Consider the following 25,854-nt stretch of genomic DNA (forward strand, 5'->3'; position numbering starts at 1 on the left):
TGTTCGCCGGTAAGGAGACACCAGTCGGCTCAGACCCTAGCGACGCCCGTACGCGGAAGGGGCGTCGCTCGGTGTCAGAAAGCGGACATGACCTCCATCGGCCAGCGGCGGACCGGGCCGGTGGGCACCGGCCGGTGCGGACCGGTCAGCCGGGGGACGGCGCGGTGAAACTGCGGTGGGTCACGGGGCGCAGGGCGAACGGCGTGGTGGCGTCCAGTGCCGTGCGGCCCGCCGGCCGCGCTTCGGTGCCGGCGGCGTCGCCCGACCTGTGCCGCGCCCAGACCTCCGTCTGGGAGGGGTCCATCGGTACGGGCGCGAGGTCCGTCCACCGCGTGCAGTCGGTGCCCAGGTTGGCGCGGGTGGTCATGGCCCACAGCACGTCTTCCGCACAGGAGACGGCGATGTCGTCGTCGGTGAGGACGACCAGTTTGACGAAGGGGTGCCGGCGCAGGATCTCCCGCGCCAGGCCCGTGACGGCGGTGTCGCCCCGGGCGGACTCCTTGCGTACGGCGGCGGTCAGCAGCAGCATGCCGCCGCCGGCCGCCGCGAAGTGCAGATCGCGGACGGTGAGCGCGGGGTTGTGGGGCAGGGACATCGCGACGGAGAGGGCTCCGGCCGTGCCCAGGATGTTCGACTGCTCGCGTCCCGGGCCGATGACCGCCTGGTAGAGGGCGTCGCGCCGGGTGGTGAGGGCCGTCGCCGTCAGGACGGGCAGGCCGGCTCGCGCGCGTCCGTCGTATCCGAGGAACTCCGGCAGGGAGAGACCGGGCACGGCGCCGTCGAGCGCCTCGTCCGCGACGGTGTCGTCGAGGTAGCCCTCGATGACGATCTCGGACCGGGCGAGGGCGGGCACCGGCTGGGTCACCCCAGCGACCAGCTCCACGCTCTCCCCCGCCAGGGCCCCGGCGAGGGCGAGCTTGTCCGGCCCGGCGATGTCGGGTCTCGTCGTGTCCGGCCCCGTCGTGTCCGGCCTCGCCGCGTCCGGCCCCGTCGGGAGGAACGCGGTGTTGACGGCGGACGCCACCATGGCGGCCGGGGGGACTCCGATGCTGACGGTGACCGGCAGCCGTTCGCCTCGGTCCAGGGCCCGCTGGTGGAGCGCGCCGAGCCGGCGGCCGGGGACCATCCAGACCGTGAGCCGGCCGGAGTCCAGGACGAGCATCCGGTGGCAGGACAGCGCGGACTCTCCGGTGGCCGGGTCGCGGGCGTGGACGAGGGCGGCCGTCAGGTAGGGGCCGGCGTCCCTGGGGGTGGCGGTCAGGACCGGCAGTTGGCGCAGGTCGACGTCCTTGCCGGTGGCCACGACTTCCTGGCAGGGCGCGTCGGTCACGTGGCGGGCCGGCGTACGGGCCGCGGCGGCGAGCAGTCCGGCCACCGAGTCGGGGGCGGTGCGGGCGGGCAGGCCGGGGAGCCAGCGGGCCAGCCGTGCGGCGTCTCCGTACGGGCCGAGCAGGACCGGCAGCGGGGAGTCCTCGACCGCGGTGTAGCGGACGGCGGGTTCGTCGCGGGACACCCCGACCGCCGGTACCCCCGCGTGGGTAGCGGCGAAGTGGGCCGCCACCGCCGCGGCGGGCATCGGTTCGGTGCGGACGCGCACGGAGCCGGGGTCGTGCGCCCGGAGGTCGTCGAGGGCGGCGCGCAGCGAGAGGCCGGGGTGGTGGTCGGTCATCGCGCGCTCTCCTGTCGCGGGTGCGGGTCGGGCTCCTCCCCGGCGTGCGGGGCGCGTTGCCTCGCAGGCCCGTCCCGTCCGGGCTCCGGGGGCCGGTTCATGAGGACGGTCAGCTCGGCGAACCAGGCGTCGAGGTCGGCGGCGCCCAGCAGGCCCGTGCCGATCAACAGGCCCCGGTAGCCCGCGGCCAGCAGGTCCGCCGCGTCACCGGGGGTCGCGATGCCGCTGGCGCTGACCGGGACCGGGCTGCCGGTGGCCTGTACCGGCCGCAGCAGCCGGTGGCTGCGGCCGAGATCGCCCGGATCCTGTTCGCGTTGCCGGATGTCCTTGTTGTTGACGGCGACGACGCAGGACTCGGCGCGCACCACCGAGGACAGTTCGTCCTCGGAGGTGACCTCCACGAACGGCGTCACGCCGTGCTCCAGGCAGGACTCGATCAGCCGCGGCAGGACGGTGCGCGGCAGCACGGTGGCGGTGAGCAGGACGGCGGACGCTCCCGCGGCGGCGGCCCGGGCGATCTGCTTCTCCTTGGTGAAGAAGTCCTTGACGAGGAGGGGCAGATCGGTGGCCGCGGCCACCTCGTCCAGGAGTTCCTGGGTGCCGCCGAACCAGGAACCGGTGACCACGGACAGCGCGGGCGCCCCGAGCGCCGTGTAACGCCGTACCAGTTCGGCGACCGGTCGGCCGCGGAACAGGTCGGCCCCGTGCGCGCTGTGCCGCTTGAGTTCCATGATGACGGGGGTGGCCGCCGCGAGCAGCGCCGCGCCGAACCGGCCGCCCTCGCCGAGCCCCACCGCCGCGGGCGGGCACGCGAGAGAACCGGCGTCCGGGCGGTCAGCGGGCAGTGACGGCATGACGGTGCTCCTTCCTACGGTGCTCGCGTTCGGTGCTCCAGGCGTGCCGGATCGCGTCGATCAGCAGCGGCGCGAGCGTCCCGTCGGGTCGGCGCGCGCCGCTGTCCACGTCGATGCCGAGGAACCCCTCGTGCCGCAGTGCCGCGCCGTGTTCCCCCGCGACGGCCGCGGTCAGGCCGCCGGCCAGCAGGAACGGGATGCGGACGGATTCCAGGACGGGGGCCACCGCGGCGGCGTCAAGTGGCCGGCCGGTACTGCCGATCCGGCCGTCGTCGGCCACCGAGTCGAACAGGAACAGGTCGACGCCCGCCCGCTCGAAGGCCGTCACGAGCGGCTTCTCCAGCACCGTGCCGCGACGTACGTGCAGCACCTTGACCAGTCCGACGCCGGGCAGCGCCGCCCGGACCGCGGCGACCTGCCGCGGCGTGGTGTAGCCGTGCAACTGAACGCGGCGGACGCCCGACGCCGCGACCACGGCGCGCAGGTGGTCGGGGTCGTCGAGCAGCGTGACCAGGACCGGCTCCAGGCCGCGCCGCGTGGCCAGGGCCGCCAGCTCGGACAGCGTCGCGAGCGGGAGGTCGGCCTTGCCGCGCGGGACGCCGTGCCAGAGTCCGACCATGGTCACCGGGGAGCGGGCGAGCAGCCCGACCTCGCTTCTGCGGGTGAGCCCGCACACCTTCAGCCACACGGGGATCAGTCCTGGCCGAACGGCGCGGGGATCCGGGCCAGCGAACGGGCCACCAGCTCCTCGTCGTAGCCCTCGTCCACCAGCTCACCGCCCAGGTACTTCTCGTACGCGGCGAGGTCGAAGTGGCCGTGCCCGGACAGCCCGAACAAGATGGCCTGCGACCGGCCCTCCTCGCGGCAGCGCAGCGCCTCGTCGATGGCGACGCGGATGGCGTGCGTGGACTCGGGGGCCGGCACGATGCCCTCGCTCCGGGCGAAGGCCAGTCCGGCCTCGAAGCAGGCGGTCTGCGGGACGGCGCGCGCCTCCATCAGGCCGTCCTGGAGCACCTGGCTGACCAGCGGGGCGATGCCGTGGTAGCGCAGGCCGCCGGCGTGGATGGACGGCGGTACGAAGGAGTGGCCCAGGGTGTGCATCTTCAGCAGCGGGGTGAGCTGCGCGGTGTCGCCGAAGTCGTAGGCGATCTTGCCCTTGGTCAAGGTCGGGCACGCCTCGGGCTCGGCCGCGATGACGCGTACCCGCGGGCCCCCGCGCAGTTGCTGGCCGAGGAACGGGAAGGTGAGGCCGGCCAGGTTGCTGCCGCCGCCCGCGCAGCCGATCACGATGTCCGGATAGTCGGCGGCCATCTCCATCTGGAGGAGCGCTTCCTGCCCGATGACCGTCTGGTGCAGGGCGACGTGGTTGAGGACGCTGCCGCCCGCGTAGTTGGTGAACGGGTCGTTCATGGCGACCTCGATCGCCTCGGAGGTGGCGATGCCGAGGCTGCCGGGGCAGTCCGGGTCGTCGGCCAGGATGGCGCGCCCGGCCGCCGTCTCCGTCGAGGGGCTGGGGACGCAGGTGGCGCCGTAGGTGTGCATCAGGGCCCTGCGGTAGGGCTTTTGGTGATAGCTCACCTTCACCATGTAGACCTTGACCTCAAGGCCGAAGAAGGCGCCGGCGAGCGCGAGTGAGGAGCCCCACTGGCCGGCCCCGGTCTCGGTCGCGAGGCGACGGATGCCGGCTTCCTTGTTGTAGAACGCCTGGGCGATGCCGGTGTTGGGCTTGTGGCTGCCGGCCGGGCTGCCGCCCTCGTACTTGTAGTAGATCCGGGCCGGGGTGCCCAGGGCCCGCTCCAGCCGGCGGGCGCGGAACAGCGGGGCGGGACGCCACTGGGCGTAGATCTGCCGGACCGTGCCGGGGATCTCGAGGTCCCGCTCCAGGCTCAGCTCCTGCTCGGCGAGTTCCTTGGGCATGATGCCGGTCAGGTCGCCGACCGTGGCGGCCGCGCCGGTCCCCGGGTGCAGGGGCGGGTCGACGTGCGGCAGGTCGGCGGCGATGTTGTACCAGTTGGTGGGTATCTGGTCGTCACGGAGCTGGTACTTGATGGTTTCCATGGTGTCCACGTCGGTATTCCTCAGTAGTGATGGCTGGTGCGTCAGGCGCGTTGCGCTCGGATGGACGCGCCGTCAGGTGGCGGTGGTGGCGTCGGCGACCAGCGAGCCGTTGGCGAATCGGGTGCGGTCGGGGCCGACGAAGATCTTCGGGTGCGCGCGGCGCATTCCGTCCAGGATCCGCTCGTAGGGCAGGTCGTCGAATTCGCCGTGTTCGCGGACGAATTCCATGTGGGCGCGGCCCTGTTCGTCGTAGGGGTGGTAGACGCTGTCGGCGCTGCCGTCGAATTCCAGCGGCCGCATTCCGTACAGCCGGCACAGCAGTTGGTTGAACACCGGCGTCGCCCGCATCCAGCGGCCGTGCAACCGGATGGAGGTGAGCGCGTGGTAGTGGAAGACGTCACCGCCGATGAACTCACGCAGCGCCGGGGACGAAAGGTGGTTACGCACATCCGTCAGAACCAGGCGGGCCGGTATTCCGACCGCGCGCAGGGCCGCCGCGTACAGCACCGACTTGTGCACGCACAGTCCCTTGCCGGCGCGTATGACCTGTGACGCGGTCAATCCCCGGCGGGACAGGTCGGCGCCGTAGATCTCGTAGCCGATTCCGTCGCGGACCGCGTAATACAGCCGGACCGCCCTGTCCTGGTCGTCGGCGCCGCCCTCGGGCAGCGCCTTGGCGACGAACGCGCGTACCTCGGGCGCGTGGTGGTCGAGGAAAGCGGTGGCGGCCAGCGCCTTGTCCGGCTCCGTTTGCATGCCTCTTCTTCCGTGTTCCTGGGTTCGGGGATTCCTGGGTTCGGGGATCTCTGACTTCGTGGCTTCGTGGGCCTTGGGATTACCGGGTTCCGGTCAGAGGCCGAGCATCGCGGCGATGCGGCTGTACTGGACCTCCGTCGTGCCGGAGTAGATGGTTCCGGCGACCGCCCCGCGCAGTTCCGCTTCCAGGCCGTACTCGGCCATGTAGCCGTTGCCGCCGAAGATCTGGACGGCGTTCAGCGCGGAGTCGAGAGCGGCCCGGCTGGCGATCAGTTTCGCGGCGGCCAGGTCCACCGTGATCTTCTGTCCGGCGGCGAATTTCCCCGCGGTGTCATAGAGCCACTTGCGGGAGGTCTCCAGGCCGATCTTCATGTCGACGATCTTGTTGGAAATGGACTGGAACGCGCCGATGGTCTGCCCGAACGCGGTCCGCTGCCCGGCGTACTCGACGCAGCTCTCCAGACGGCGCCGCATTTCTCCCGTGGCGACGATGAAGCAGCACAGGATTTCCCACTTCATCACGTGGTCCAGCACCAGGAATCCGGTGCCCACCCGGCCGATCACGTTCTTCTTGGGCACCCGGCAGCCGTCGAAGAAGAGCTCGCACAGCGGTGACGCCTTGATGCCCATCTTCTCGATCGGTTTGCCCACGGTCAGTCCCGGAGTGTCCCGCTCCACGAGAAAGGCGGTCACCCCCAGCGGTCCGGCGGACGGATCGGTTTTCGCGTAGACGACGACCAGATCGGCGACCGGGCCGTTGCTGACGAAGGTCTTGCTGCCGTTCAGCACATAGTGGTCGCCGTCGGCGACGGCCGTGGTGCGCATGTTCATCGCGTCCGAGCCGGCGCCCGGTTCACTGATCGCGTGGGCCCCGATGGTGCTGCCGTCGCAGATCCCCGGCAGGAAGCGGTCCTTCAACTCCCGCGAACCGAAGCGTTCCAGGGGAATTCCGGTGCTGACCATGTGCGTGGTGACGGAGAAGTTGAGCCCACCGTTGCGACAGCCGTGCCCGAGCCCTTCGAGGACGTACATCGTGCTGAGCAGGGACTGCCCGAGCCCGCCCCATTCCTCGCCGAACGGGAGCCGCAGCAGCCCGGATTCGGCCACGGCCTCCCACGGGGCGCGGGGAAACTCGGCCGCCTTGTCGTAGCGGAAGTGGTCCTCGCCGAATTTCTCGAACCACGGGGTGAGGCCGTCGCGCAGCGCACGCTGGTCGCTGGACCATTCGATCACGGTGGAGCTCCTAGGGGATGGTTTCGTACGGCCCGCGGTGCGCGGCTCAGTAGTGGGAGGAGGCCGCGCCGTCCAGCGAGTGGATTTCGTCGCCCTGGAGGGCGGGCGTGAAGACGCAGACCAGGCGCAGGTCCTCGTCCGGCCAGGCGATGAGCCAGTGCGCGTCGTGCTGATCGAGGGCGTAGAGGGTGCCCGGCTCGATGAGATGGCTTTCGCCCGCCATGTCGACCACTTCGCCCCGGCCCGCGATGCAGTAGCAGGCTTCCAGGTGGCGTCGGTATTCGAGCAGGGACTTGGTGCCGGCCGTGACGATCGTGTCGGTCACCGTGTAGCCCATGTTGTCGGACCGCAGGAGGAACCGGCGGCTGACGCCGTTCCCCCAATCCACGGTCTTCACGTCTTCCAGTTGGCGAATGATCATGGTGTGTCCTCCTTGCTTTCGTCCGTGTCGCGGTGGCGCCGAACCGGTCAGCGCACCGGTGCCGCACGCAGGGCGGTGACGAACCGCCCGACCTCGGCCAGAAGATCCCGGCCGGAGAGCCGAACCCGTTCGACGCGGTCGACCAGGGCGGTTCCGACGATCGCGGCGTCCGCGCCCAGTGCGCCCATCGCCCGTACGTCCTCGCCGGTGCGCACCCCGAAGCCCACCGCGACCGGCGCGGCCGTCATGCTCCGCAGGGTGGCGAGGACCGGTCGGAGCGTGCGCGCGTCGGGGGCCGGGGCGGTGCCGGAGCGCCCGTAGTGGGCGACCAGGTAGAGGTACGCGGTGGCGTGGCGCGCGGCCCGTGCGAGGACCTCGGGTTCGGACCCGGCGTAGCAGCTCGTGACGATCCGCTGTCCGGCCCGCTCGGCGGCCTCCAGATAGCGGTCGCCGGCCCGTGGCGGCAGGCCGTGCAGCAGCACCGCGTCCGCCCCGCAGTCACGCGACCGGCGCACGAACTCCTCGATGCCCACCGGCCGCACCGAGTGCCGCCAGTCGGCGAGCAGCGCCACCTTGGTGTGCCGCAGCCGGGGCCGGAGGTGTGCGAGGAAGTCCAGGACCGCGTCGAGGTCGACGCCGTCGTCCAGCGCTCTGCGGGCGGAGCGCCGGATGACCGGGCCGTCGGTGACCGAGTCGGGAAACGGCACGGCCAGCTCCAGGCAGTCCACCTCGGCGTCGTCCAGGAGCAGGACGAGGTCCCGCAGTTGGTCCAGGCCCGGGTCGCCGGCGTTGAGGAAGAGCGCGAGCCCCGGGTCCGAGGGGCCGCGGCCGGCGAAGAACGGGGCGCCCTCTCGCGGCGCGCCGACGGCGAGCGGGGCGTCCGCTTCGACCGCCCCGGCGGCGTTCGTGTCAGCGGACACCGGCCACCTGCCCTCGCGACGCGTTCCGGTGCCCGCGCAGCCGCTCGACCAGCTCGACGGCGGCCCCGGCGCGCACCGTCTCCCGGGCCGCCGAGAAGGCGTCCGCCCACTGGGTGCGGGCGCCGGCGGCGAGGGCCGCGGCGGCCGCGTTGAGGCAGATGCTCTGTACGGCGGCGGCCGGCCCGTCCCCGCCGAGCAGGGCGAGCAGTTGGCCGACGGGTGACTCGTCCTCGTACACCGGCAGCAGGTCCGCCAGCGAACCGCCGTCCAGCCGTACCCCGTCCAGGGATCCGGGCGCGATGCGCAGCGGGGCGTGGGCGGCTCCGGTGCGGACGGTGTTCTCGGTGAAGCTGACCAGTTCGTCCACTCCGAGTTCGTTGCGGATCAGCCAGATATCGCGGTCCGGCAGGGCGTCCGCGACCTCGGCGAGGCGGGGGAAGAGCGCGGCGTCGGACACCCCGGTCAGCCGGACGCTCACCGGGGCGTCGGCCAGGAAGGGGCCGAGCACGTTGAGGATGTGGCCGACCTGCTTCAGGCCGTACGGCAGGATCGCGCGGGCGAGCCGGGTCAGCTCCGCCGGATAGACGAACCCGCCGGCGAAGGCGATGCCGTACGTGCCGAGCAGGTCCTCGCACTCGGCGTAGGACGCGGCGGTGGGTATGCCCAGCCGTTCGAGGATGTCGAGGGAGCCGAAGCGGCTGCGGTAGCCGCGCGACCCGGTCTTGACGACCTTGACGCCCATGGCGGCAGCGACCAGCACGGAGGCGGTGGTGAGGTTGAAGGTGGCGGGGCCGCCTCCGGTGCCGACCATGTTGACGGTGCCGGGCCACGGCGCCGGCGCCGGCGGGCGCCGCGCGTCCAGCGAGGTGAGGAACGCCGCGACGGTCGGGGCGTCCGGCATCCGCGTGGACAGGGAGGAGAGCACGGCCAGCGCCTCGCCGGGGTGCAGTTCCTTGCCGCGCAGCCGGTCCCAGAAGTCGGTCCAGGTACCGGCGTCGACCGGGCGGGTGCGGGCGACGAGACTGTGGAGCAGGTCCGTCACGGCTACTTGGCCCCCGCCGGTGTGTCCGCGGACCCGACGAAGGCGTTGATGTCGGCGGCGGAGCGGAAGTTGTCGGGGGCGATCTCCATCGCGTCGATGTCCAGCCGGTAGCGGTTCTCCAGCCAGCTCACGAGGGTGAGCAGACCGAGGCTGTCGATCACGCCGTTCGCCAGCAGGTCGTAGTCGTCGGCCAGTTCGTCCGCCGGGATGTCCAGCAGGAACTCCTCGACCAGGTACTTCTTGATGTCGTCGATACGCGCCATGTCGGTCTCCAGGGTGGGTGAGGGGTCGGTCGCAGGGGGTGTCGTGAGCCCTGCGGGAGTCATGCGGAAGTCATGCGGGAGTCACGCGGCCAGGTCGCGCGGAGGGCGCAGGGCCGCCTTGCGGTCGAGCTTTCCGGTGGACGTCCGCGGCAGCGGGGTGTCCACCAGCTCGACCGAGGAGGGAATGCCGACGCGCGGCAGCACCTTCGCCACGTGTTCGCGCAGCCGCAGGCCGTTGAGCGTCGAGTCCGCCGCGCGCTGCACGACCGCGTGCAGCCGCTTGCCGGCCCGTTCGTCGGGGAGCGCGAGGACGGCGGCGTCGACGACCTCGGGGTGTCCGCGCAGCGCCTCCTCGACCTCCGCGGTGTTGATCCGTACGCCCCGGACCTTGACCACGAAGTCACGGCGGCCTTCCAGCGTCAGGGTGCCGTCCGGGTGCCGGCGCACGAGGTCGCCGGTGCGGTAGCAGCGCGCGTGCGAGACGCCGTCGGGATGCGGGACGAACACACCGTCGTCCAGCGCGGGGTCGAGGTATCCGGCGGCCTGGAAGGGCGTACGGACCAGGAGTTCGCCGCGGCCGGGACCTCTCAGTACGGATCCGTCCTCGTCCAGTACCAGGGCCTCGGCTCCGGGGACCGGGCGGCCGATGGGCAGGGAACCGTAGCGCTGCCGGTCGGCGAGCGGGTCGATCTCGTGGACGAAGCTGTCGTTGGTCTCCGTGCACCCGTAGACGTTGTGCAGTTGGGCCTTGGGGAAGAGCGCGGGCAGGGCGGCGAGTCCCTTCTCGGAGATCGCGTCGCCGGTGAGCAGGGCGTGCTCGACCCGCTCGAACTCGCCGCCGCGGACGTGCCGGGCGGCCTGGGCCAGCAGCGCGAAGAGCATGGGTACGCCCTGCACCACCTGGACCGGCCCGGTCTGGAACAGCGTGAGCAGATGCGCCGGGTTGGCCGCCAGGTCCTGGTCCACGAGAGCCGCGCGGCCGCCGTGGGCGAGCGTCGTCCAGATGTCCAGCAGGCACAGGTCGAAGTTGAGCGGTGCGTAGTTGAGCACGGTGGTGCCGGGGCCGATGCCGAACCGTTCGCCGGCCCACGCGGTGAAGCGGTCCAGGGCGGCCCCCGCGATCGGCACCGCCTTCGGCAGCCCGGTCGATCCGGAGGTGGTCAGCAGGAGTGCGGTGCCCCGTGGCACGGTGGGGCCGGTGCCCGCGGCGGCCGGTTCGAGGCGTGGGACGGATCCGGGGGTGGCCAAGTCCCGGGGGTCCGGCAGGCGTTGGGCTCCCGCGTTGGCCAGCAGTGCCCGCAGCGAGTCCTCGCCCAGGTCGGCGGACGGGACCAGCACGGGCTGCCGGATCTCCATGCAGGCCAGCAGGACCGCGATGGCCTCCGGCGACTTCTTGGCCACCAGGGCGACGGGCCGCGGGCCCGGCAGCCCGAGGGTCTCCAGGTTTCTCCTCGCGGCCGCGGTCATGCCGCGCAGAGCCGCGTAGCCGATCTCCCGTCCGTGCCAGAGCAGCGCCGGCGCGTCCGGGCGCAGCTCGGCGTGCCCCGCGACGCGTTCCGGCAGTAAGGTCCATGCCATCGCGCAGTCCTCCCCTTCCCCCGTGATGCAAAGAACCGGCTTCGGTCCGGGCCGGGGCGTGGACGCCTCCGGAATTCCCGAAGTGACACCCTGACAGCCTCATTGCTGCACCAAGAGAATGGTGATTTCGGGTGACGGCGGCCCCCATTCCGGTACGGGAATGGGCGACCGCGCGAATGCCGGACGATCACCCTGCCGGCCCTTTCGGCGCACAGCGGGTGTCGACACCCCCGATCCTTTCCAACATGACCGGATGACGTCCAGAGCAGAACGTGGCCAAACGGTGCCATGTCCTCTAACGGAACCGATGAGTTAGCGTGCTCGCGCCGGCCGCGGAAGGCCCGCGGGAACCAACCGGCCCCATGGCAATGTTCAGCGAATAAGCGGGCGGGAACCCTGCCCGACCCCGCACGATCTCGAGGTACCCATGCAACCTGACACGGCAGCAGACGCTCATAAACTGTTCCGCCACATGATGGCCGAAACGGACTGGAGTCCCGGCCGGGCGCGCGAAGAGCTGGAGTTGACCGAGGAGGCCTTCGAGGAGGCCCGGGCCCTCCTGCTGGAGATGGGGTTCATCCGCCCGGCCGTCGGCACCGACAGGTTCGTCACCGTCCCGCCGGAGACGGCCGTGGCCCAGCTCCTGGCTCTGGAACAACGCGGGCTGCGCGAACGGCTCGCCCTCAACGAGGAAGTGTCCCGGACGCTCGCGGCCCTGGGCTCGAACCTGGTGACGTTGCAGGCCCGGGCGCGCAGCGACACCCGGCTCAGCCTGCTGATCGGCGAGGACACCATCACGGCGGCACTCCACGGCGCCGGGATCAAGGCGCAGAACGAGATCCTGAGCATGCACCCGGGCTCCCCGCTGCCGCAGCGCATGCTCCAGGAGAGCATGGAGCGCAATCAGACCGCCCTGGACCGGGGCGTGACCATGCGGGCCATCCACCTCAACACCATGACGGGCTCCCCCCATGGGCGCGCCCACCTGGCGGCGCTGCAACAGGCCGGCTGCGAGGTGCGGCTCGCCTCCGTGCTGCCGTTCCGGATGATCCTCGTGGACAACGCGCTCGCCTACATGTCCGCGCCGCCCCGCGACGGGCAGATGGCCGCGCTGGAAGCCCGCGGCCCCGACATCTGCCTGCTGCTGCGTCAGACCTTCGAACACTGCTGGGTGCACGGCACGGTGCCGCCGGGCGCCGGCACGGGCACCGCCGCGGGCGCGGGTTCCGGCGCCGAGGACGACCGTGACCCCGCCCGCGCGCCGCACATGGACGAGCGCGAGATCGCGGTGATCAAGATGATGGCGAACGGCAGCAAGGACGACTCCATAGCCCGGGCGCTGGGTGTCTCCTCCCGCACGCTGCGCAGGATGACCACGGCGATCATGGAGAAGCTCGGCTCCGAGAGCCGCTTCGCGGCCGGCGTGAAAGCCGCCGCGCTGGGCCTGATCGACACCCCGGAGCCCGAACCGGCGCGCCCGGGGACTGCCCTCGGCGGCCGTTGACACGTCCACTACGTGCCCATATCCTACCGCCATACAGAACTATTCTTCCACATGATGGAAGGTCAGTTGCGGTGAACGGCGACCCCTCTGACGCTCTGTCGAATGCCGTCACGCCGCTCCGGGGGGCCCATGAAGCGGCGTTCTCACCCATGGAAAGTTACGCCGAGCCGGCCACTCTGCGGCGAATCGACCGGGGACCACACCTCTTCAGCGCAATTGCTTATGCTCGTACACAGGGGGAGTTATGAGTAAGAGATTCCGCACGGCTCTGTCCGAAGAAAACACACCCATCGCAGCACCCATCGAATCCGCACCTTCGCCCGCACTCGCACTCCCACTCGCCGAAGCCGACCTGGCGTGGGGGTCCTGGTAAAAGGCCCGGCGATCCGCTCGCCGAATCGCCTCAGGGACAACCGCTCGGATTGACCGTTCCCCGGGGAGTCCCGCCACCTCCCCGGGGTTTTCCCGAGCCCTCCCGACCACAATGAACCGACCGCGATTCCCATTAGCTATATTGACATAGCTATAGGTTCATACCTACACTCGCCGCATGCCCGCCTCCAGCGCGTCCGAACAGGACATCCGCCACCTCGCCTCGGCGATGTCGGCCGTCCTGCCCGCGCTGCACCGGGCGCTCGACCGGCGCCTGGCCCGGGACTTTCCGTATCCCAAGCCGCCCGAGAGCCAGTTGGCGCTGCTGCGGCTCGCCGGCGAGCGGGACGGCGTCACCGTGCGCGCCGCGGCCGAGGCGCTGCTGATGAAGCCGAACAACGTGAGCGCCCTGGTCACCCAGCTCGCACACCAGGGGCTGCTGGAGCGCAGGCCGGACCCGGCCGACAAGCGGGTCGCGCATCTTCACCTGACGGGCGAGGCCCGCCGCCGGCTCGCCGAGGTCGGCACCCTGCTGGACGGATACGTCGTAGAGGCGCTGCACGCCCTCACCGACGGGGACCTGGACGCCATCGGCTCCGCGCTGGGCGCGCTCCAGGAACTGGCGCGACACCTCCACCCCGCCGGCTGACGCCGCGCCGTACCAAAAATCGGTACGACCGCCCTCTTTTTACGTCCGTACGAGGAAGCAAGGCCCTTCCATGCCCTCCACCGTTGTGGATCGCTCACCCCTGCCCGCACACACCCCGCCCGACGCCCCGGCCGGCCGCCGCGGCAGGCCCTGGCTGACGCTCATCGCCGTCGCCTTCGGTCTGTTCATGGTCGGCCTGGACGGCTCCGTCGTCGCCCTCGCCAATCCGGAGATCGGCCGCGACCTGCACGCGTCGACGGCCGACCTCCAGTGGGTCACCAACGCCTACCTGCTGGCCCTGGCGGCCACGCTGATCCTCGGCGGGAAGCTCGGCGACCGCTTCGGGCGACGCACCTTCTACCTGGCCGGGGTCGCCGGTTTCACCCTCGCCTCGGTCGCCATCGGACTCGCCGGTTCCATCGAGGGCGTCATCGCCTTCCGCGCCGTACAGGGCTTCTTCGGCGCCCTGTTGATGCCCAACACCCTCGGTCTGCTGCGGGCCGTGTTCCCTCCGAAGAAGTTCGGGATGGCGGTGGGGATCTGGGCGATGGTGTCCTCGGTGTCCACCGCGCTCGGGCCGATCGTCGGCGGACTCCTCGTCCAGCACGTCAGTTGGGAGTCGGTCTTCTTCATCAACGCCCCCATCGGCGTCGCCGCGCTCGTCTTCGGCCTGCTGGTGCTGCCGCGGAGCAAGAGTCCCGCCGGCCGGCACCGGTTCGACGTCCCCGGTGTCGTCCTGCTGGCGCTCGGCCTGCTCGTCGTGGTCTTCGGCGTGGTCAAGGGCGAGAGCCGGGGCTGGAGTTCGGGCACGACGCTGGGCACCCTCGCCGCCGGCCTCGTCGTCCTGCTGGCGTTCGGCTGGTACGAGACGCGCGTCACCCACCCGCTGCTGCCGATGCGGCTGTTCCGCGACCCGGCGCTGACCATCGGCACGCTCATCACCGCGGTGAACTTCTTCGTCCTCCTCGGCGTGATCTTCTTCGTCATGCTGTACCTGCAGAACGTACGCGGCCTCACGCCCGTCGAGGCCGGCGTGCGCACCCTGCCGCTCAGCCTCGCCTCCGTCGTCGCCTCACCGCTGGGCGCGAAGCTCACCGAGAGGTTCGGCGCCCGGCTGACCATGCCGCTGGGCATGGTGCTCCAGGCCGCCGCCTCCTTCGCGATGCTCGGCTGGGGCGTGCACTCCTCCTACGCCGCGATGTGGCCGCCGTTCCTCGCGCTCGGTCTCGGCGTCGGCATGGTGATGGCCGCCTCCTCCGACGCGATCGTGGGCAACGCGCCGGTCCAGGACGCGGGCGTGGCGGGCGGCCTCCAGGCCACCGCGCTGCAGATCGGCGGCGCGCTCGGCACCTCCGTACTCGTGTCCTTGATCAGCGGCCGGGTCGGCTCGACCCTGACCGGCGAGCTGGCCGGCGCCGGGGTACCCGCGCCGATGGCCGAGGCGATGCACACGGCCAAGGACGCGGTGGCCATGGGCATCGCCCCGGTCTCCGCCGACCTGCCGGCCGGGCTGAGGACCGCGGTGATCGAGGGCAGCGGCCAGGCGTTCCTCAACGGCGTCCACACCGCGGCCCTGGTCACCGGCGTGCTGTGCGCGGCCGGCGCCGTCCTCGCGGCGGCCGGCATCCGTAGCGCCAAGGACGCTCCCGTCCGCCGTTGAGGGCGGCGCGCGGGTGGCCCGGCCGGCAGTGCGCGCGGCTCACCCGGGACCGATGAAATGACCAAAACAGCGGGGCGCTAGCATATGAGCACCGCCTAGCTCGAAAGATAAACCTGTGACTGTCAATGAGGACTCGTTCACCAATTGGAAGAACCGCGAGGAGATCGCGGAGTCGATGATCCCGATCATCGGGAAGCTGCACCGGGAGCGGGACGTCACAGTCCTGCTGCACAGCCGCTCCTTGGTGAACAAGTCGGTGGTCAGCATCCTCAAGACCCACCGATTCGCCCGGCAGATCGCGGGCGGGGAGCTCTCGGTCACCGAGACGCTGCCCTTCCTGCAGGCTCTGACGACGCTCGATCTCGGCCCTTCCCAGATCGACATCGGCATGCTCGCCGCGATGCACAAGACCGACGACCGCGGCCTCTCGGTGGAGGATTTCACCGCCGAGGCCGTCGTCGGCGCCACGGGTGAGAACAAGATCGAGCGCCGCGAGGGGCGCGACGTCGTCCTCTACGGCTTCGGCCGTATCGGCCGCCTCGTCGCCCGCCTCCTCATCGAGAAGGCCGGCTCCGGCAACGGCCTGCGGCTGCGCGCCATCGTCGTCCGCCCCAGCGGCGGCCGCGCCGCCGAGGATCTCGTCAAGCGCGCCTCGCTGCTGCGCCGCGACTCCATCCACGGCCAGTTCCAGGGCACGATCACCGTCGACGAGGCGAGCAACACGATCATCGCCAACGGCAACGAGATCAAGGTGATCTACGCGGGCGACCCGTCGGAGGTCGACTACACGGCGTACGGCCTCAAGGACGCCATCCTCATCGACAACACCGGCAAGTGGCGCGACCGCGAGGGCCTGTCGAAGCACCTGCGCCCCGGCATCGACAAGGTCGTCCTGACCGCGCCGGGCAAGGGCGACGTCCCCAACATCGTGCACGGCGTCAACCACGACACCATCAAGCCGGACGAGCAGATCCTGTCCTGCGCGTCCTGCACGACCAACGCGATCGTCCCGCCGCTGAAGGCGATGGCGGACGAGTACGGCGTCCTGCGCGGCCACGTGGAGACCGTCCACTCGTTCACCAACGACCAGAACCTGCTGGACAACTACCACAAGGCCGACCGCCGCGGCCGCTCGGCGCCGCTCAACATGGTCATCACCGAGACGGGTGCCGCCTCCGCCGTCGCCAAGGCGCTGCCCGACCTCAAGGCGCCGATCACCGGCAGCTCGATCCGCGTCCCGGTGCCGGACGTCTCCATCGCGATCCTCAGCCTGCGGCTCGGCCGCGAGACCACCCGCGCGGAGGTCCTCGACTACCTCCGCGACGTGTCGCTGACCTCCCCACTGAAGCGCCAGATCGACTTCACCACCGCGCCCGACGCGGTCTCCAGCGACTTCATGGGCTCACGGCACGCCTCGATCGTCGACGCCGGCGCCACCAAGGTCGACGGCGACAACGCGATCCTCTACCTGTGGTACGACAACGAGTTCGGCTACTCCTGCCAGGTCATCCGCGTCGTCCAGCACGTCTCCGGCGTGGAATACCCGACCTACCCGGCCCCGGCGGCCTGACCCCACCGGACCGTCTGCTCCTCGCATTCCCACGAAAGGCCCGCCGCTTCCGCGACGGGCCTTTCGCTCGCATACGGTGCACTACACCTGCGGCCTCGGCAAGACCAGATCGACAGATCGGCATCGGCATCGGGCATCGGGCATCGGGCATCGGGCATCGGGCATCGGGCATAACATGCACAACGCCCATATCGCACACCCCGCAACGCAGGGTCAGCCCGTACCTGCGCGGCTTCAGCTACTTCGCATCCGAGATTCAGGCCGTTCCCGCAGGCCGAAGCAGGGGCGCTAGCCGTAACCTCCGGGCAGGACTACGGTGTCGAGCGAAGCCCCAGTCCCCGGCAGCGATGTTCTGTTGCGCTCCGGGAAGGCTGGCCGTGTCCGTCCTACTTCTCATCCTCCTCATGGCCCTGTTCGGCCTCGGCTTCCTGAGCCCGGTCTGGTGGGTGGCCGCAGCCGTTCTCGTCTTCGGTCTCGTGCACTTCCGCCGAGGTGGCGCCAGGAGTGGGTCCCGCGGCGGCGATTCCGGGTACCAGGGCTACCAGGACTACCGGGCTTACAGGGACCGTCAGGACCGCTGGGACCGCCGGTACAGGCGGCAGCGCCAGAGCCACTGGAACCGTCAGGACCGTCGGGACCGTCGGGATCGCGAGGATCACAAGTGATTCGGTGAGGCACCGGGGAAAAGACGTTCCGTGAAGCCGGACGCCGGTGCAAGGTGCCGCGGGGTCGATGGCGGGCTGTGACCGAGGAACGGCTGCCGGGGTGTGGGCGCGAGGGCTATGCTGTGACGGACGTCCCAGACCCCGACGTGGCCCGAAATGCCGTTGTCGTGCTGGTGCCTGCGGGGAGTGGAGAGGACGTCTGGTTCGCCACAGGCCCACCTTCGAGGTGAGGCCGGTCGGGTTCACGGCCCTGCAACAGGGCTGCCATCCGTCGCTCTTGCCTGACCTGTAAAGGCGTCCGACCACGCGGAATACGTGCCAGGCACAGCCGAAAGTTCAGGCCCGCCCAGCGCCGCACCAGGTGGTCATAAGAACTGAGGCACCATGCCTGTTCTCTCAAGCTTGAACATCCACCGACGCGACCGGAAAAGCCACGCGACCATCACCCTGGCAGGTGAACTCGACCTGACGACGGCACACTCCGTGCGCGTGGTGATCGAAGACTGCCTGGGGGACGGAATCCGTACGGTCGACATCGACCTGGCCCTCCTCACCTTCTGCGATATCAGCGGCCTCAATACCTTCCTCGTCGCATCTCGGGTCACCACCACGGCCGGGGGGTCGCTGTATCTGCGCCACCCGAGTCCGATGGTGACCCGCCTCCTGGATCTGACCACCACCGGCTACCTCCTCTACGACCGGCCCTTGGTATCCGCGTCGCGTGCCGCCGTCGCGGACGACCTGGCCGCCGGGCGTCGCACATCGCTGGCCTCGTGACCGGGCCGGGAAGCATGACCAAGACCCCGCTCGGCGCCGGCAGGACGGGGCAAGGTGGTGGTGGGTGATCAGTGACCGCATGGTCGGGGTTCAGCGTCTGCTGCAGTGCGACGACGGCTCCGGCCAGGTCGCCGATGCCACCGCGGCCGGCGCCGCCGCGTTGGGCGTGGACGGCCTCGCGGTCTCCCTGGTCACCGAGGGCGACCTCACCGAGCTCCTGTGGTGCTCGGACGCCGCGACGCTCCGCTTCGAGGACCTTCAGCCCATCACCGACATCTCCCAGGACGTGGTGGACCGGCGGCTTCGCCTGGACCACAACGGCAACGGCACGCCCCCCGACCGTCGTAGACAAGGACTGATCGACATGCCCCGCGAACAGCGGCTCACCGAGGTCTTCGTGGAAGTCGCAGACTCCCTGACCGACGACTTCGACCTCATCGACTTCCTCCAGCAGCTCTCGGTGCGCTGCATGGAACTGCTGGACGTGGCGGCGGTCGGCATCCTGCTGGCCGACCAGCACGACATCCTGCAGACCATCGCCGCCTCCGACGAACATACCCGGCTGCTGGAACTCTTCGCCCTGCAGCACGACCAAGGCCCCTGCGTGGACTGCTACAAGAGCGGTCAGGCCCGCACCAACATCAACCTCACCGATCCGAAGACCACGGAGAGCTGGCCGCAGTTCGCCACCCGTGCTCACCAGACCGGATTCGTGGCCACCAACGCACTCCCGCTACGGCTGCGCGGCCGCGTGATCGGCGCACTCGCCCTGTTCCAGACCGACCCCGAACCCCTGAGCGAACAGGACGTCACCCTCGCTCAGGCACTGGCCGACATCGCGACCATCGCCATCCTGCAGCAGCGCACCCTGGACCACAGCCACATCGAGCGTGCCCAACTCCAGTACGCCCTTACCAGCCGCATCGTCCTGGAACAGGTCAAGGGGATCCTCGCGGAACGCTGGCACCTCTCACTCGACGACGCGTTCACCGCCTTCCGCTCCTACGCCCGCGCCCACCAACGTCAGCTCGCACAGCTCGCCCGCGAGATCGCCGACGGCGACTTCGACACCAACCTGATCCCCCACCCGGCCACTCGCCCCGAACGGTGACCTGACGACCCCGGGTGCCGTCAGCCGGCACCCCGGACATCCGCTGCCGTAGAGGTCTCGGCGCCGACTCCGCCCACCGCTGACTGTGGGGTCCGGACCGACGGGCGGCGAAAGGCCGAGTTTCCACAAAGCCGGCCCCGGGCAGCTCCGTCCTTCAACCGCCTGAGCAGAACAGCCGCGAGGCGACGCCCCGTCAGAGCGAGCGCCGGATGAGCGTCACGGCCGAGAGTCCGTCCTGCTCAGGGCTGAGCAGACTGCGGCAACCAGCTCACCCGGGGATCCGCCCCCGCTCGCTCCGGCCACCGGCTCGCACATCACGACCCGCGCCCGGCCGCAATAATGGAGTCACGCCCTCCAGCCCACAGCACCCCGCACCCCACACCCGCGCCGAGGAACCTCTCGGGAGCGGAGGCCGAGGACCTCGCGTTGTCCGGGAGAAGTTCCGGCGGCGCCTGCCGAAGTCGCTGGACGAGTTACAGGTCTCCACTCAGGGGGTCGTGGAGCTGCCGCTGCACAAGGCAGATATCGCGGCGGCGCTCCGTAGCGGTCTCGAAGCACGGGGCTGGCAAGTGCGGGCGCTGGAGACCGACCCGAAGTCCGCCCACCGTGGCTGCCCCGCGACCGGGCAGGATTGCCAGGTCGACGTCCTCAAGGAGATCTTCTGGCGGCCGGTCGGCGAGAACCCGTACGGCCCCGTCCTCGCGGCCCGTCTCCTCGAAGAGGCCCATGAGCCGGACATCGACTGATCACGTCCGGATGAGATCCGATCAGCAAGCGACAGAGCGTCATGACCGAACTGTCTCTGCCCTCCTCGAATCCTGCCCAAGCAAGACACGTGATCGCTCCGCCCTTTCCAGGATGACTTCGCGGGCCTGCGGACGTCGGCTCCCTTTCGGATCCCGGGGGCGGGATCCGTGGCGTCATCGCAGTGGCTGAACGGCGTAGAGGGCCCCGAAGGCTGCGGCGAGGGTGCCGAGCAGCAGGCGCAGGGCGGTCTCGGGCAGGCGCGACTGCAGGTGCGCCCCAAGGTAACCGCCGATCAGCCCGCCCAGGCCACAGGCCAGCCCGAGGTACCAGTCGGGGGCGATGTCCCCGGAGCCGGTCAGGGACAGCAGTGCGAAGGTCGCGGCGCCGACCACGGACGTGGCGAAGGTGGCGGCGAGGGCTGCCGGGGCGACCTGGCTCACGGGCATGCCCCGGCCGACCAGGACGGGGCCGAGGATGGAGCCGCCGCCGATTCCGTAGATCCCGCCGACGATGCCGACGACCAGGGCCAGGCCGGTGAGGGTGCGGGGGGAGGGCTCCGCCGCCGGGGCGGGCAGGGCGGGCCGGAGGGTGCGGGCGATCAGCCACAGGCCGGCTGCAGGGGCAGCAGGAACACCGCACCCGACACCCCAACGGGCGCGGTTACCACCGCGATCGTCAGGCCGACGGCCAGCCCGTACGGTTCCACCGACCCTGCCACTTCACCTCCCGGTCACAGGAACCGGGCCACCGCCAGCTCATCGTCGTTGCCACTCTTCCGCGAGGAGTTTGTAGGAGCGCACCCGGTCGGCGTGGTCGTGGGTGAGGGTGGTGATGATCAGCTCGTCCGCGCCGGTGGCTTCCTGTAGTTGTTCGAGCTGATCGGCGACGCGCCCCGGGGAGCCGACGAACTGGGTGTCGACGCGGTCGGCGACCAGGGCCCGGTCCGCTTCGGTCCAGGTGTGGGCGCGGGCCTGCTCCGGAGTCGGGAAGGGGATGGCGCCCTCGGCGGTGCGGATGCTGCGGACCCACGGGCCGTATCCGGTGGCCAGTTCACGGGCGGTCGCGTCGTCCTCGGCGACGACGACGTCGGCGGAGACGCTGACGTAGGGCTTGTCGAGGTGGTCGGACGGCTGGAACGCGGCCCGGTAGCCCTCGGCCGCCTCCAGCACGGTGGCCGGGCTGACGTGGTAATTGGCCGCGAAGCGCAGGCCGTTGCGACCCGCGACGTCGGCGCTCTGTCCGCCGCTGCTGCCGAGGATCCATACCTGCACCTCGGCGCCCTCGCCGGGGACGGCGTGCGCTTCGATCCCGTCTGAGGAGTGGTAGTCGCCGCGCAGGAGCGCGAGTATGTCGTCGATCTGCTCGCCGTAGTCCTGGGGGCGCGCGCCCGGCTGGTGCAACAGTTGCTGCTGGAGCAGGAACCGCGGCGAACCGATCAGGTGTTCAGGGGAAAACCGTGGCGGGACCTTCAGACCGTTGGGGGCGCGCCCGTCGGCGACGGGGGTCGTGGTCGGCCGGGGTCCTGCCGCCTGTCCGGGGGGACGTCCGCCCGAGCGGCCGAGGCCCAGGTCGAGTCGCCCGGGGTGCAGGGCGTCGATCAGCCCGAACTCCTCGACGGTGGACAGCGCGGTGCGGTGACCGAGCTGTACGGCCCCGGATCCGATCCTGATCGTGGAGGTGGCGGAGGCGGTCAGGGCCAGCACGACGGCGGGAGAGGTCCCGGCCACGCCCGGGTTGAGGTGGTGCTCGGCGAACCAGTAGCGCGTGTAGCCGAGACGCTCGGTCTGCTGGGCGAGGTCGATGGTGTTGCGCAACGCCTCCGCGGCGGTGGAGCCGGACGGGATCGGGACGAGGTCGAGGACTCCAAGAGGGATGCCGGACATGGTCGGGTGTTGCTCCTCAGCGGTCGGTGGGCGCGGGTGCCGATGCGGACTCTGATGCGGATGCGGATGCGGATGCGGATGCGGATGCGGGCTCGGGCTCGGGCTCGGGCTCGGGCTCGGGCTCGGGCTGGGCGATGACCGGAGCCCAGGGGAACGGCGGGTCGGGGATGTCGCGCCGCAGAACGGGGGCGATGTCGGACTGGAAGAGTTCGAGCGAGGCACGGTGCTGGGCGGGGGTGAGACCGCCTGCGTCGGCGTGCAGGTGGAGCACGCTGTGTCCGAACTGCTCGTGGTAGCGGTGCACTTTGTCGATCACCTGTTGAGGGCTGCCGATCAACGCCGAGCTGCGTTCGACGAAGTCCTCCAGGGTGGCGAACACCGGATCGAGGCCCAGGCGTTTCTGGAACGCGAGATAGCCCTCGAACACCGGCCGGTATGCGGCGATCGCTTCCTGTGAGGTGCGGGCCGCGTGGTAGCCGGCCGTCCCCGCGCCGACGACGGCCTGACCCGGGTCGTGGCCGTAGTGCTCCCACCGCTCCCGGTAGTAGCGGATGAGATCGGCGTACGGCTCGATCGGGTGGGTGACGTTGGCCGAGAAGAGCGGATCTCCGTAGCGGGCGGCGAGATCGACCGACTCCTGGCTGGTCGCGCTGCCGTGCCAGACCCGGATGGGCTGCTGGAGCGGTCTCGGCCACACCTCGGCGTCCGTCAGCTCGGGGCGGAAGCGCGGGGAGGCGCTCACCTTGTCCTGTCGCCAGATCCGGCGGAACAGCTCGTAGTTCTCGGCGTTGCGGTCCCACTGGTCCTCGGGTGTGACGTGGAACAGCTCTCGCTGGGCGGTGCCGTTGCCCTTGCCGATGATCAGGTCGAGACGGCCCGCGGACAGGTGATCCAGGGTCGCGTAGTCCTCGTACGCGCGTACCGGGTCGAGCAGGCTGAGGGTGGTGACGGCGGTGAACAGCCGGATCCGGGAGGTGAGCGCAGCGATGTGGCTCAGCACGACCGGTGGTGAGGAGGAGATGAACGGCCGCTCGTGGCGTTCGCCGACGCCGAAGCCGTCGAATCCGAGTTCCTCGGCCAGCAGCGCGTTGTCGATCACCTCGCGGAAGCGCTCGTTGGTGGACTTCTGGACGCCGGTCACCGGATCCGGGGCGTGCACGATGAGGGTGATGGCCAGGAACTTCACGACGCCGCCCGCCGGGTCTCCGGCTCCGCGCGGGCGTCGGGGTGTGCCAGGCCGAGGTGGTCGCGGAGCGTGGTGCCTGTGTAGTCGTGGCGGAACACACCGCGTTCCTGGAGCAGCGGGACGACGGTGTCGGCGAACTCGTCCAGGCCGCCGGGGGTGAGGTGCGGGACCAGGATGAAGCCGTCCGCTGCGTCCGCCTGGACGAAGTTGTCGATGGTCTCGGCGACGGTGGCCGGGGAGCCGACGAACGACTGGCGGCCGGTGGTCTCGATGACCAGCTCGCGGATCGACAGGTTCTCCGCTGCGGCGCGCTCGCGCCATTGCCTGGCTACGGCGAGCGGGTCGCGGAACATCCGGACGCTGGCCCGGCCGCGGGCGATGGTGTTCTCGCCGGGGTCCGGGTCGATGTCGGGGAGCGGGCCGTCCGGGTCGTAGGCGGAGAGGTCCCGGTTCCAGACGTGTTCGAGGTACTTGATCGCGGTCTGGCCGCTGACCTGTTGGCGTCGTATCTCCTGCGCCAGCTCCTGCGCCTCGGCGTCGGTGTCGCCGAGTACGAAGGTCGCCGCGGGGAGGATCAGGAGCTCGTCGTGGGTTCGGCCGTGGCGGGTCAGGCGTCCCTTGACGTCGGCGTAGAAGTCCCGGCCCGCCTCCAGGGTGCTGTGCCGGCTGAAGATGGCGTCGGCTCTGGAGGCGGCGAAGTCGCGCCCCTCGTCGGAGTCACCGGCCTGGAAGATCACCGGGCGGCCCTGCGGGCTGCGCGGGACGTTGAACTGACCAGCGATGTCGAAGTGCTGTCCCTGGTGGACAAAGGCTCCGGCCTGCGCGTCCTTCAGGAAGATGCCGGACTCTTGATCGGTGACGATTTCGTCGCCATGCCAGGAGTCGAACAGCTCGGTGGCGGTGGACAGGAACTCCTTGGCCCTGGAATAGCGCTGCTCCTCCGGGAGGAAGCCGCCGCGCCGGAAATTCTCGCCGGTGAAGGCGTCCCAGGAGGTGACGACGTTCCAGGCGGCGCGTCCGCCGGAGAGGTGGTCCAGGCCGGCGAACTGGCGGGCCACCTCGTAGGGCTCGTTGAAGGTGGAGTTGATGGTGCCGGTCAGGCCGATGTGTTCGGTGACGGCGGCGAGCGCGGCGAGGACGGTGAAAGCGTCAGGCCGCCCCACGACGTCCAAGTCATGGATCCGGCCGCCCTGTTCGCGCAGCCGCAGCCCCTCGGCGAGAAACAGGAAGTCGAACTTGGCTCGTTCGGCGGTCCGTGCGAAGTGCGCGAACGAGCTGAACTCGATGTGGCTGCCCGCCCGCGGGTCACTCCACACGGTGGTGTTGTTGACGCCGGGGAAATGGGCCGCGAGATGAATCTGCTTCAGGGACTTGCCCGTGGTCGCCTTGCTCGTGGCCGGCGTGCCGGTGGTCGGCTTGCTCATGGTCGTACGACTCCTCCGGCCTCAGGCAGCGGCGTAGCGGTTTGTGGGGCGGGCGAGTCCGAGCAGCCCGCGCAGGGTGTCCGCCTCGTAGGCGTGCCGGAAGGCGCCGCGGCGCTGGAGTTCGGGCACCAGGCCCCGTGTGACCTGCTCCAGGTCGTGACCGATCACTCCGGGACGCAGCCGGAAGCCGCTCAGGCCGGCCCGGCGCCACTCCAGCAGGAGGTCCGCCAGTTGCCCGGGTGTACCCGTGAACACCTCTGCGTCGCTCGTGTAGGCGTAGCCCGCAAGGCCGTCCAGGCGGGACTTGCGGGCCTCCGCCGCCGTGGGATCGTCGTCCAGGAACACGACCAGGTCACCGAAGATGTGCAGTGGCTCCTCCGCGCGCCCTGCCTCAGCCTGGGCGGCACGGATTTCGGCGATGACGGCGCGAGCCTGGTCGGTGTCGTGCGGGGTGACGTAGCCGATGTCGGCCGAACGGCCCACCAGTTGATACGGCACGCTCTGGTGCGCGAGCGCGCTGACGATGGGCTGTCCCTGCGGTGGCCGAGGGGTGATCGAGGGTCCCTTGACGCTGAAGTGCCTGCCCTCGAAGTCGATGTAGTGCAGCTTGTCGCGGTCGATGAACCGCCCGGTGGCGACATCGCGGATCTCCGCGTCGTCCTCCCATCTGTCCCACAGGCGGCGCACCACCTCGATGTGGTCGGCGGCCTCCTCGAAGAGCTCAGCGATCAGTTCTCGGCCGTCCGGGGTGTCCCGGTCGTCGAAGCGGAGACGTGGGAAGGTACGGCGGCCGAAGTGCGCGGCCTCGTTCTGCCGTGCCGACACCTGGACGCGCAGGCCCGCGCGACCGGCGCTGACGTAGTCCAGGGTGGCGATCGCCTTGGAGATGTGGAACGGCTCGGTGTGGGTGGCGACCACGGTCGGCACCAACCCGATGTGCCGGGTCAGCGGTGCGACCCGGGCGGCGACGAGCACCGCGTCCAGCCGGCCCCGCACCTGGTCGGTGCGCCCGTCCGGCTCCGTGAGGTGCGAGGACTGCAGCCCGAGCGAGTCCTCGAACGTCACGAAGTCGAGCAGGCCGCGTTCGGCCTCGGCCACGAGGTCGGCCCAGTAGCCGGCGGTGAACAGGTCGTGGGGCCGGGCGCCCGGCTCGCGCCATGCAGCCGGGTGCCAGCCGGTGCCGTCCAGCGCCACGGCAAGGTGGAGAGGGGGATGTGCGGACACGAAGAGGGTGCCTTCCTGGTCGACCGTATGTGATCACCGGCCCTGATGCGGAGGGCCCATCGGCGAGGAACAGGTCAGGAACAACAGAGGGCGCCGGCCACCCGTTGCAGGTCGATGTGGGGCCGGGAGTACAGGCGGACGCAGCCATGCGCGGCGCGAACCCCGACAGCGGGGACGAGCACGCGGGAAACGGGGGACAACACCGTCACCTCCGCTCTTCCGGCCGCTTGTCCTGCTCGGAACGGGCGCTGCCATGCTCCGGCATGGCGGTCCCCATGTCGTCGCACG

The 25,854-nt window shown here is 70.6% G+C and carries 23 protein-coding genes and 1 pseudogene; 7 read left to right on the plus strand and 17 right to left on the minus strand.

Annotated elements, in window-relative coordinates; genetic code table 11:
* Positions 1–145 precede the first annotated feature (145 nt).
* From ACZ45Z_RS23135 to ACZ45Z_RS23185, 11 genes are all read right to left on the minus strand, one after another.
* Entirely contained in the window at positions 146–1,669 is a 1,524-nt protein-coding gene (locus ACZ45Z_RS23135) for a UbiD family decarboxylase domain-containing protein (RefSeq protein WP_468365475.1), read from the minus strand.
* Positions 1,666–2,523 (minus strand): beta/alpha barrel domain-containing protein, encoded by an 858-nt coding sequence (locus tag ACZ45Z_RS23140; RefSeq protein ID WP_468365477.1) that lies wholly within the window; start codon positions 2,521–2,523, stop codon positions 1,666–1,668. The genes ACZ45Z_RS23135 and ACZ45Z_RS23140 overlap by 4 nt, the downstream gene beginning before the upstream one ends.
* Positions 2,504–3,211 (minus strand): phosphoribosylanthranilate isomerase, encoded by a 708-nt coding sequence (locus tag ACZ45Z_RS23145; protein WP_468365480.1) that lies wholly within the window; start codon positions 3,209–3,211, stop codon positions 2,504–2,506. Before ACZ45Z_RS23145 ends, ACZ45Z_RS23140 begins: the two co-directional genes overlap by 20 nt.
* Positions 3,212–3,216: 5 nt before the next feature.
* A complete protein-coding gene (locus ACZ45Z_RS23150) occupies positions 3,217–4,581 on the minus strand; it encodes a TrpB-like pyridoxal phosphate-dependent enzyme (protein WP_468365938.1) in 1,365 nt (454 codons plus the stop codon).
* A 72-nt stretch (positions 4,582–4,653) separates the two neighbouring features.
* Complete coding sequence (locus tag ACZ45Z_RS23155; protein ID WP_468365482.1) at positions 4,654–5,337, minus strand: transglutaminase-like domain-containing protein; 684 nt, start codon at positions 5,335–5,337, stop codon at positions 4,654–4,656.
* Between the two features lie 93 nt (positions 5,338–5,430).
* Positions 5,431–6,570: an acyl-CoA dehydrogenase family protein gene (locus ACZ45Z_RS23160; RefSeq protein ID WP_468365484.1), complete on the minus strand. Its 1,140-nt coding sequence runs from the start codon at positions 6,568–6,570 to the stop codon at positions 5,431–5,433.
* Positions 6,571–6,616: 46 nt separating this feature from the next.
* A complete protein-coding gene (locus ACZ45Z_RS23165; protein ID WP_468365487.1) occupies positions 6,617–6,991 on the minus strand; it encodes an ectoine synthase in 375 nt (124 codons plus the stop codon).
* Positions 6,992–7,038: 47 nt separating this feature from the next.
* Positions 7,039–7,911, minus strand: coding sequence for a tryptophan synthase subunit alpha (gene trpA / locus ACZ45Z_RS23170; RefSeq protein ID WP_468365489.1), 873 nt, complete (start codon positions 7,909–7,911; stop codon positions 7,039–7,041).
* On the minus strand, positions 7,901–8,953 hold the full coding sequence (locus ACZ45Z_RS23175) for a hypothetical protein (RefSeq protein ID WP_468365492.1): 1,053 nt from the start codon (positions 8,951–8,953) through the stop codon (positions 7,901–7,903). The genes trpA and ACZ45Z_RS23175 overlap by 11 nt, the downstream gene beginning before the upstream one ends.
* 2 nt (positions 8,954–8,955) lie before the next feature.
* Positions 8,956–9,216 (minus strand): phosphopantetheine-binding protein, encoded by a 261-nt coding sequence (locus ACZ45Z_RS23180; RefSeq protein ID WP_468365495.1) that lies wholly within the window; start codon positions 9,214–9,216, stop codon positions 8,956–8,958.
* Between the two features lie 81 nt (positions 9,217–9,297).
* On the minus strand, positions 9,298–10,794 hold the full coding sequence (locus ACZ45Z_RS23185) for an AMP-binding protein (RefSeq protein ID WP_468365498.1): 1,497 nt from the start codon (positions 10,792–10,794) through the stop codon (positions 9,298–9,300).
* 472 nt (positions 10,795–11,266) lie between these two features.
* Here ACZ45Z_RS23185 and ACZ45Z_RS23190 point away from each other — a divergent pair, with 472 nt between their 5' ends.
* The 7 genes from ACZ45Z_RS23190 (at position 11,267) to ACZ45Z_RS23220 (ending at position 19,848) form a co-directional block, all read left to right on the plus strand.
* Positions 11,267–12,298, plus strand: coding sequence for a helix-turn-helix transcriptional regulator (locus tag ACZ45Z_RS23190; RefSeq protein ID WP_468365501.1), 1,032 nt, complete (start codon positions 11,267–11,269; stop codon positions 12,296–12,298).
* Between the two features lie 550 nt (positions 12,299–12,848).
* Positions 12,849–13,319 (plus strand): MarR family winged helix-turn-helix transcriptional regulator, encoded by a 471-nt coding sequence (locus ACZ45Z_RS23195; protein ID WP_468365504.1) that lies wholly within the window; start codon positions 12,849–12,851, stop codon positions 13,317–13,319.
* 70 nt (positions 13,320–13,389) lie between these two features.
* Complete coding sequence (locus tag ACZ45Z_RS23200; RefSeq protein ID WP_468365507.1) at positions 13,390–14,979, plus strand: MFS transporter; 1,590 nt, start codon at positions 13,390–13,392, stop codon at positions 14,977–14,979.
* Positions 14,980–15,094: 115 nt separating this feature from the next.
* Positions 15,095–16,549, plus strand: a complete 1,455-nt coding sequence (locus ACZ45Z_RS23205) for a glyceraldehyde-3-phosphate dehydrogenase (protein WP_468365510.1) — start codon at positions 15,095–15,097, stop codon at positions 16,547–16,549.
* A gap of 1,049 nt (positions 16,550–17,598) precedes the next feature.
* Positions 17,599–17,991: an STAS domain-containing protein gene (locus ACZ45Z_RS23210; RefSeq protein WP_468365513.1), complete on the plus strand. Its 393-nt coding sequence runs from the start codon at positions 17,599–17,601 to the stop codon at positions 17,989–17,991.
* Between the two features lie 64 nt (positions 17,992–18,055).
* Positions 18,056–19,102, plus strand: coding sequence for a GAF domain-containing protein (locus ACZ45Z_RS23215; RefSeq protein WP_468365516.1), 1,047 nt, complete (start codon positions 18,056–18,058; stop codon positions 19,100–19,102).
* Between the two features lie 497 nt (positions 19,103–19,599).
* Positions 19,600–19,848: a hypothetical protein gene (locus ACZ45Z_RS23220; RefSeq protein ID WP_468365519.1), complete on the plus strand. Its 249-nt coding sequence runs from the start codon at positions 19,600–19,602 to the stop codon at positions 19,846–19,848.
* 174 nt (positions 19,849–20,022) lie between these two features.
* Here ACZ45Z_RS23220 and ACZ45Z_RS23225 read toward each other — a convergent pair.
* The 6 genes and pseudogenes from ACZ45Z_RS23225 to ACZ45Z_RS23250 all read right to left on the minus strand — a co-directional run.
* Positions 20,023–20,460 (minus strand): annotated as a pseudogene (locus ACZ45Z_RS23225) (TSUP family transporter); the annotation flags it as partial.
* A gap of 144 nt (positions 20,461–20,604) precedes the next feature.
* Positions 20,605–21,732: an LLM class flavin-dependent oxidoreductase gene (locus tag ACZ45Z_RS23230; RefSeq protein WP_468365522.1), complete on the minus strand. Its 1,128-nt coding sequence runs from the start codon at positions 21,730–21,732 to the stop codon at positions 20,605–20,607.
* A gap of 16 nt (positions 21,733–21,748) precedes the next feature.
* Positions 21,749–22,918 carry an LLM class flavin-dependent oxidoreductase gene (locus ACZ45Z_RS23235; RefSeq protein WP_468365523.1) on the minus strand — a complete coding sequence of 390 codons (1,170 nt, stop codon included), beginning with the start codon at positions 22,916–22,918 and terminating at the stop codon, positions 21,749–21,751.
* The gene (locus tag ACZ45Z_RS23240; RefSeq protein ID WP_468365525.1) at positions 22,915–24,342 is read right to left on the minus strand and encodes an NtaA/DmoA family FMN-dependent monooxygenase; all 1,428 of its coding nucleotides are present in this window, start codon (positions 24,340–24,342) and stop codon (positions 22,915–22,917) included. The genes ACZ45Z_RS23235 and ACZ45Z_RS23240 overlap by 4 nt, the downstream gene beginning before the upstream one ends.
* A 21-nt stretch (positions 24,343–24,363) precedes the next feature.
* Positions 24,364–25,566: an LLM class flavin-dependent oxidoreductase gene (locus ACZ45Z_RS23245; protein WP_468365527.1), complete on the minus strand. Its 1,203-nt coding sequence runs from the start codon at positions 25,564–25,566 to the stop codon at positions 24,364–24,366.
* A 74-nt stretch (positions 25,567–25,640) separates the two neighbouring features.
* Entirely contained in the window at positions 25,641–25,853 is a 213-nt protein-coding gene (locus tag ACZ45Z_RS23250; protein WP_468365528.1) for a putative leader peptide, read from the minus strand.
* Position 25,854: the final 1 nt, after the last annotated feature.

Source organism: Streptomyces sp. NPDC031210, from assembly GCF_055570395.1.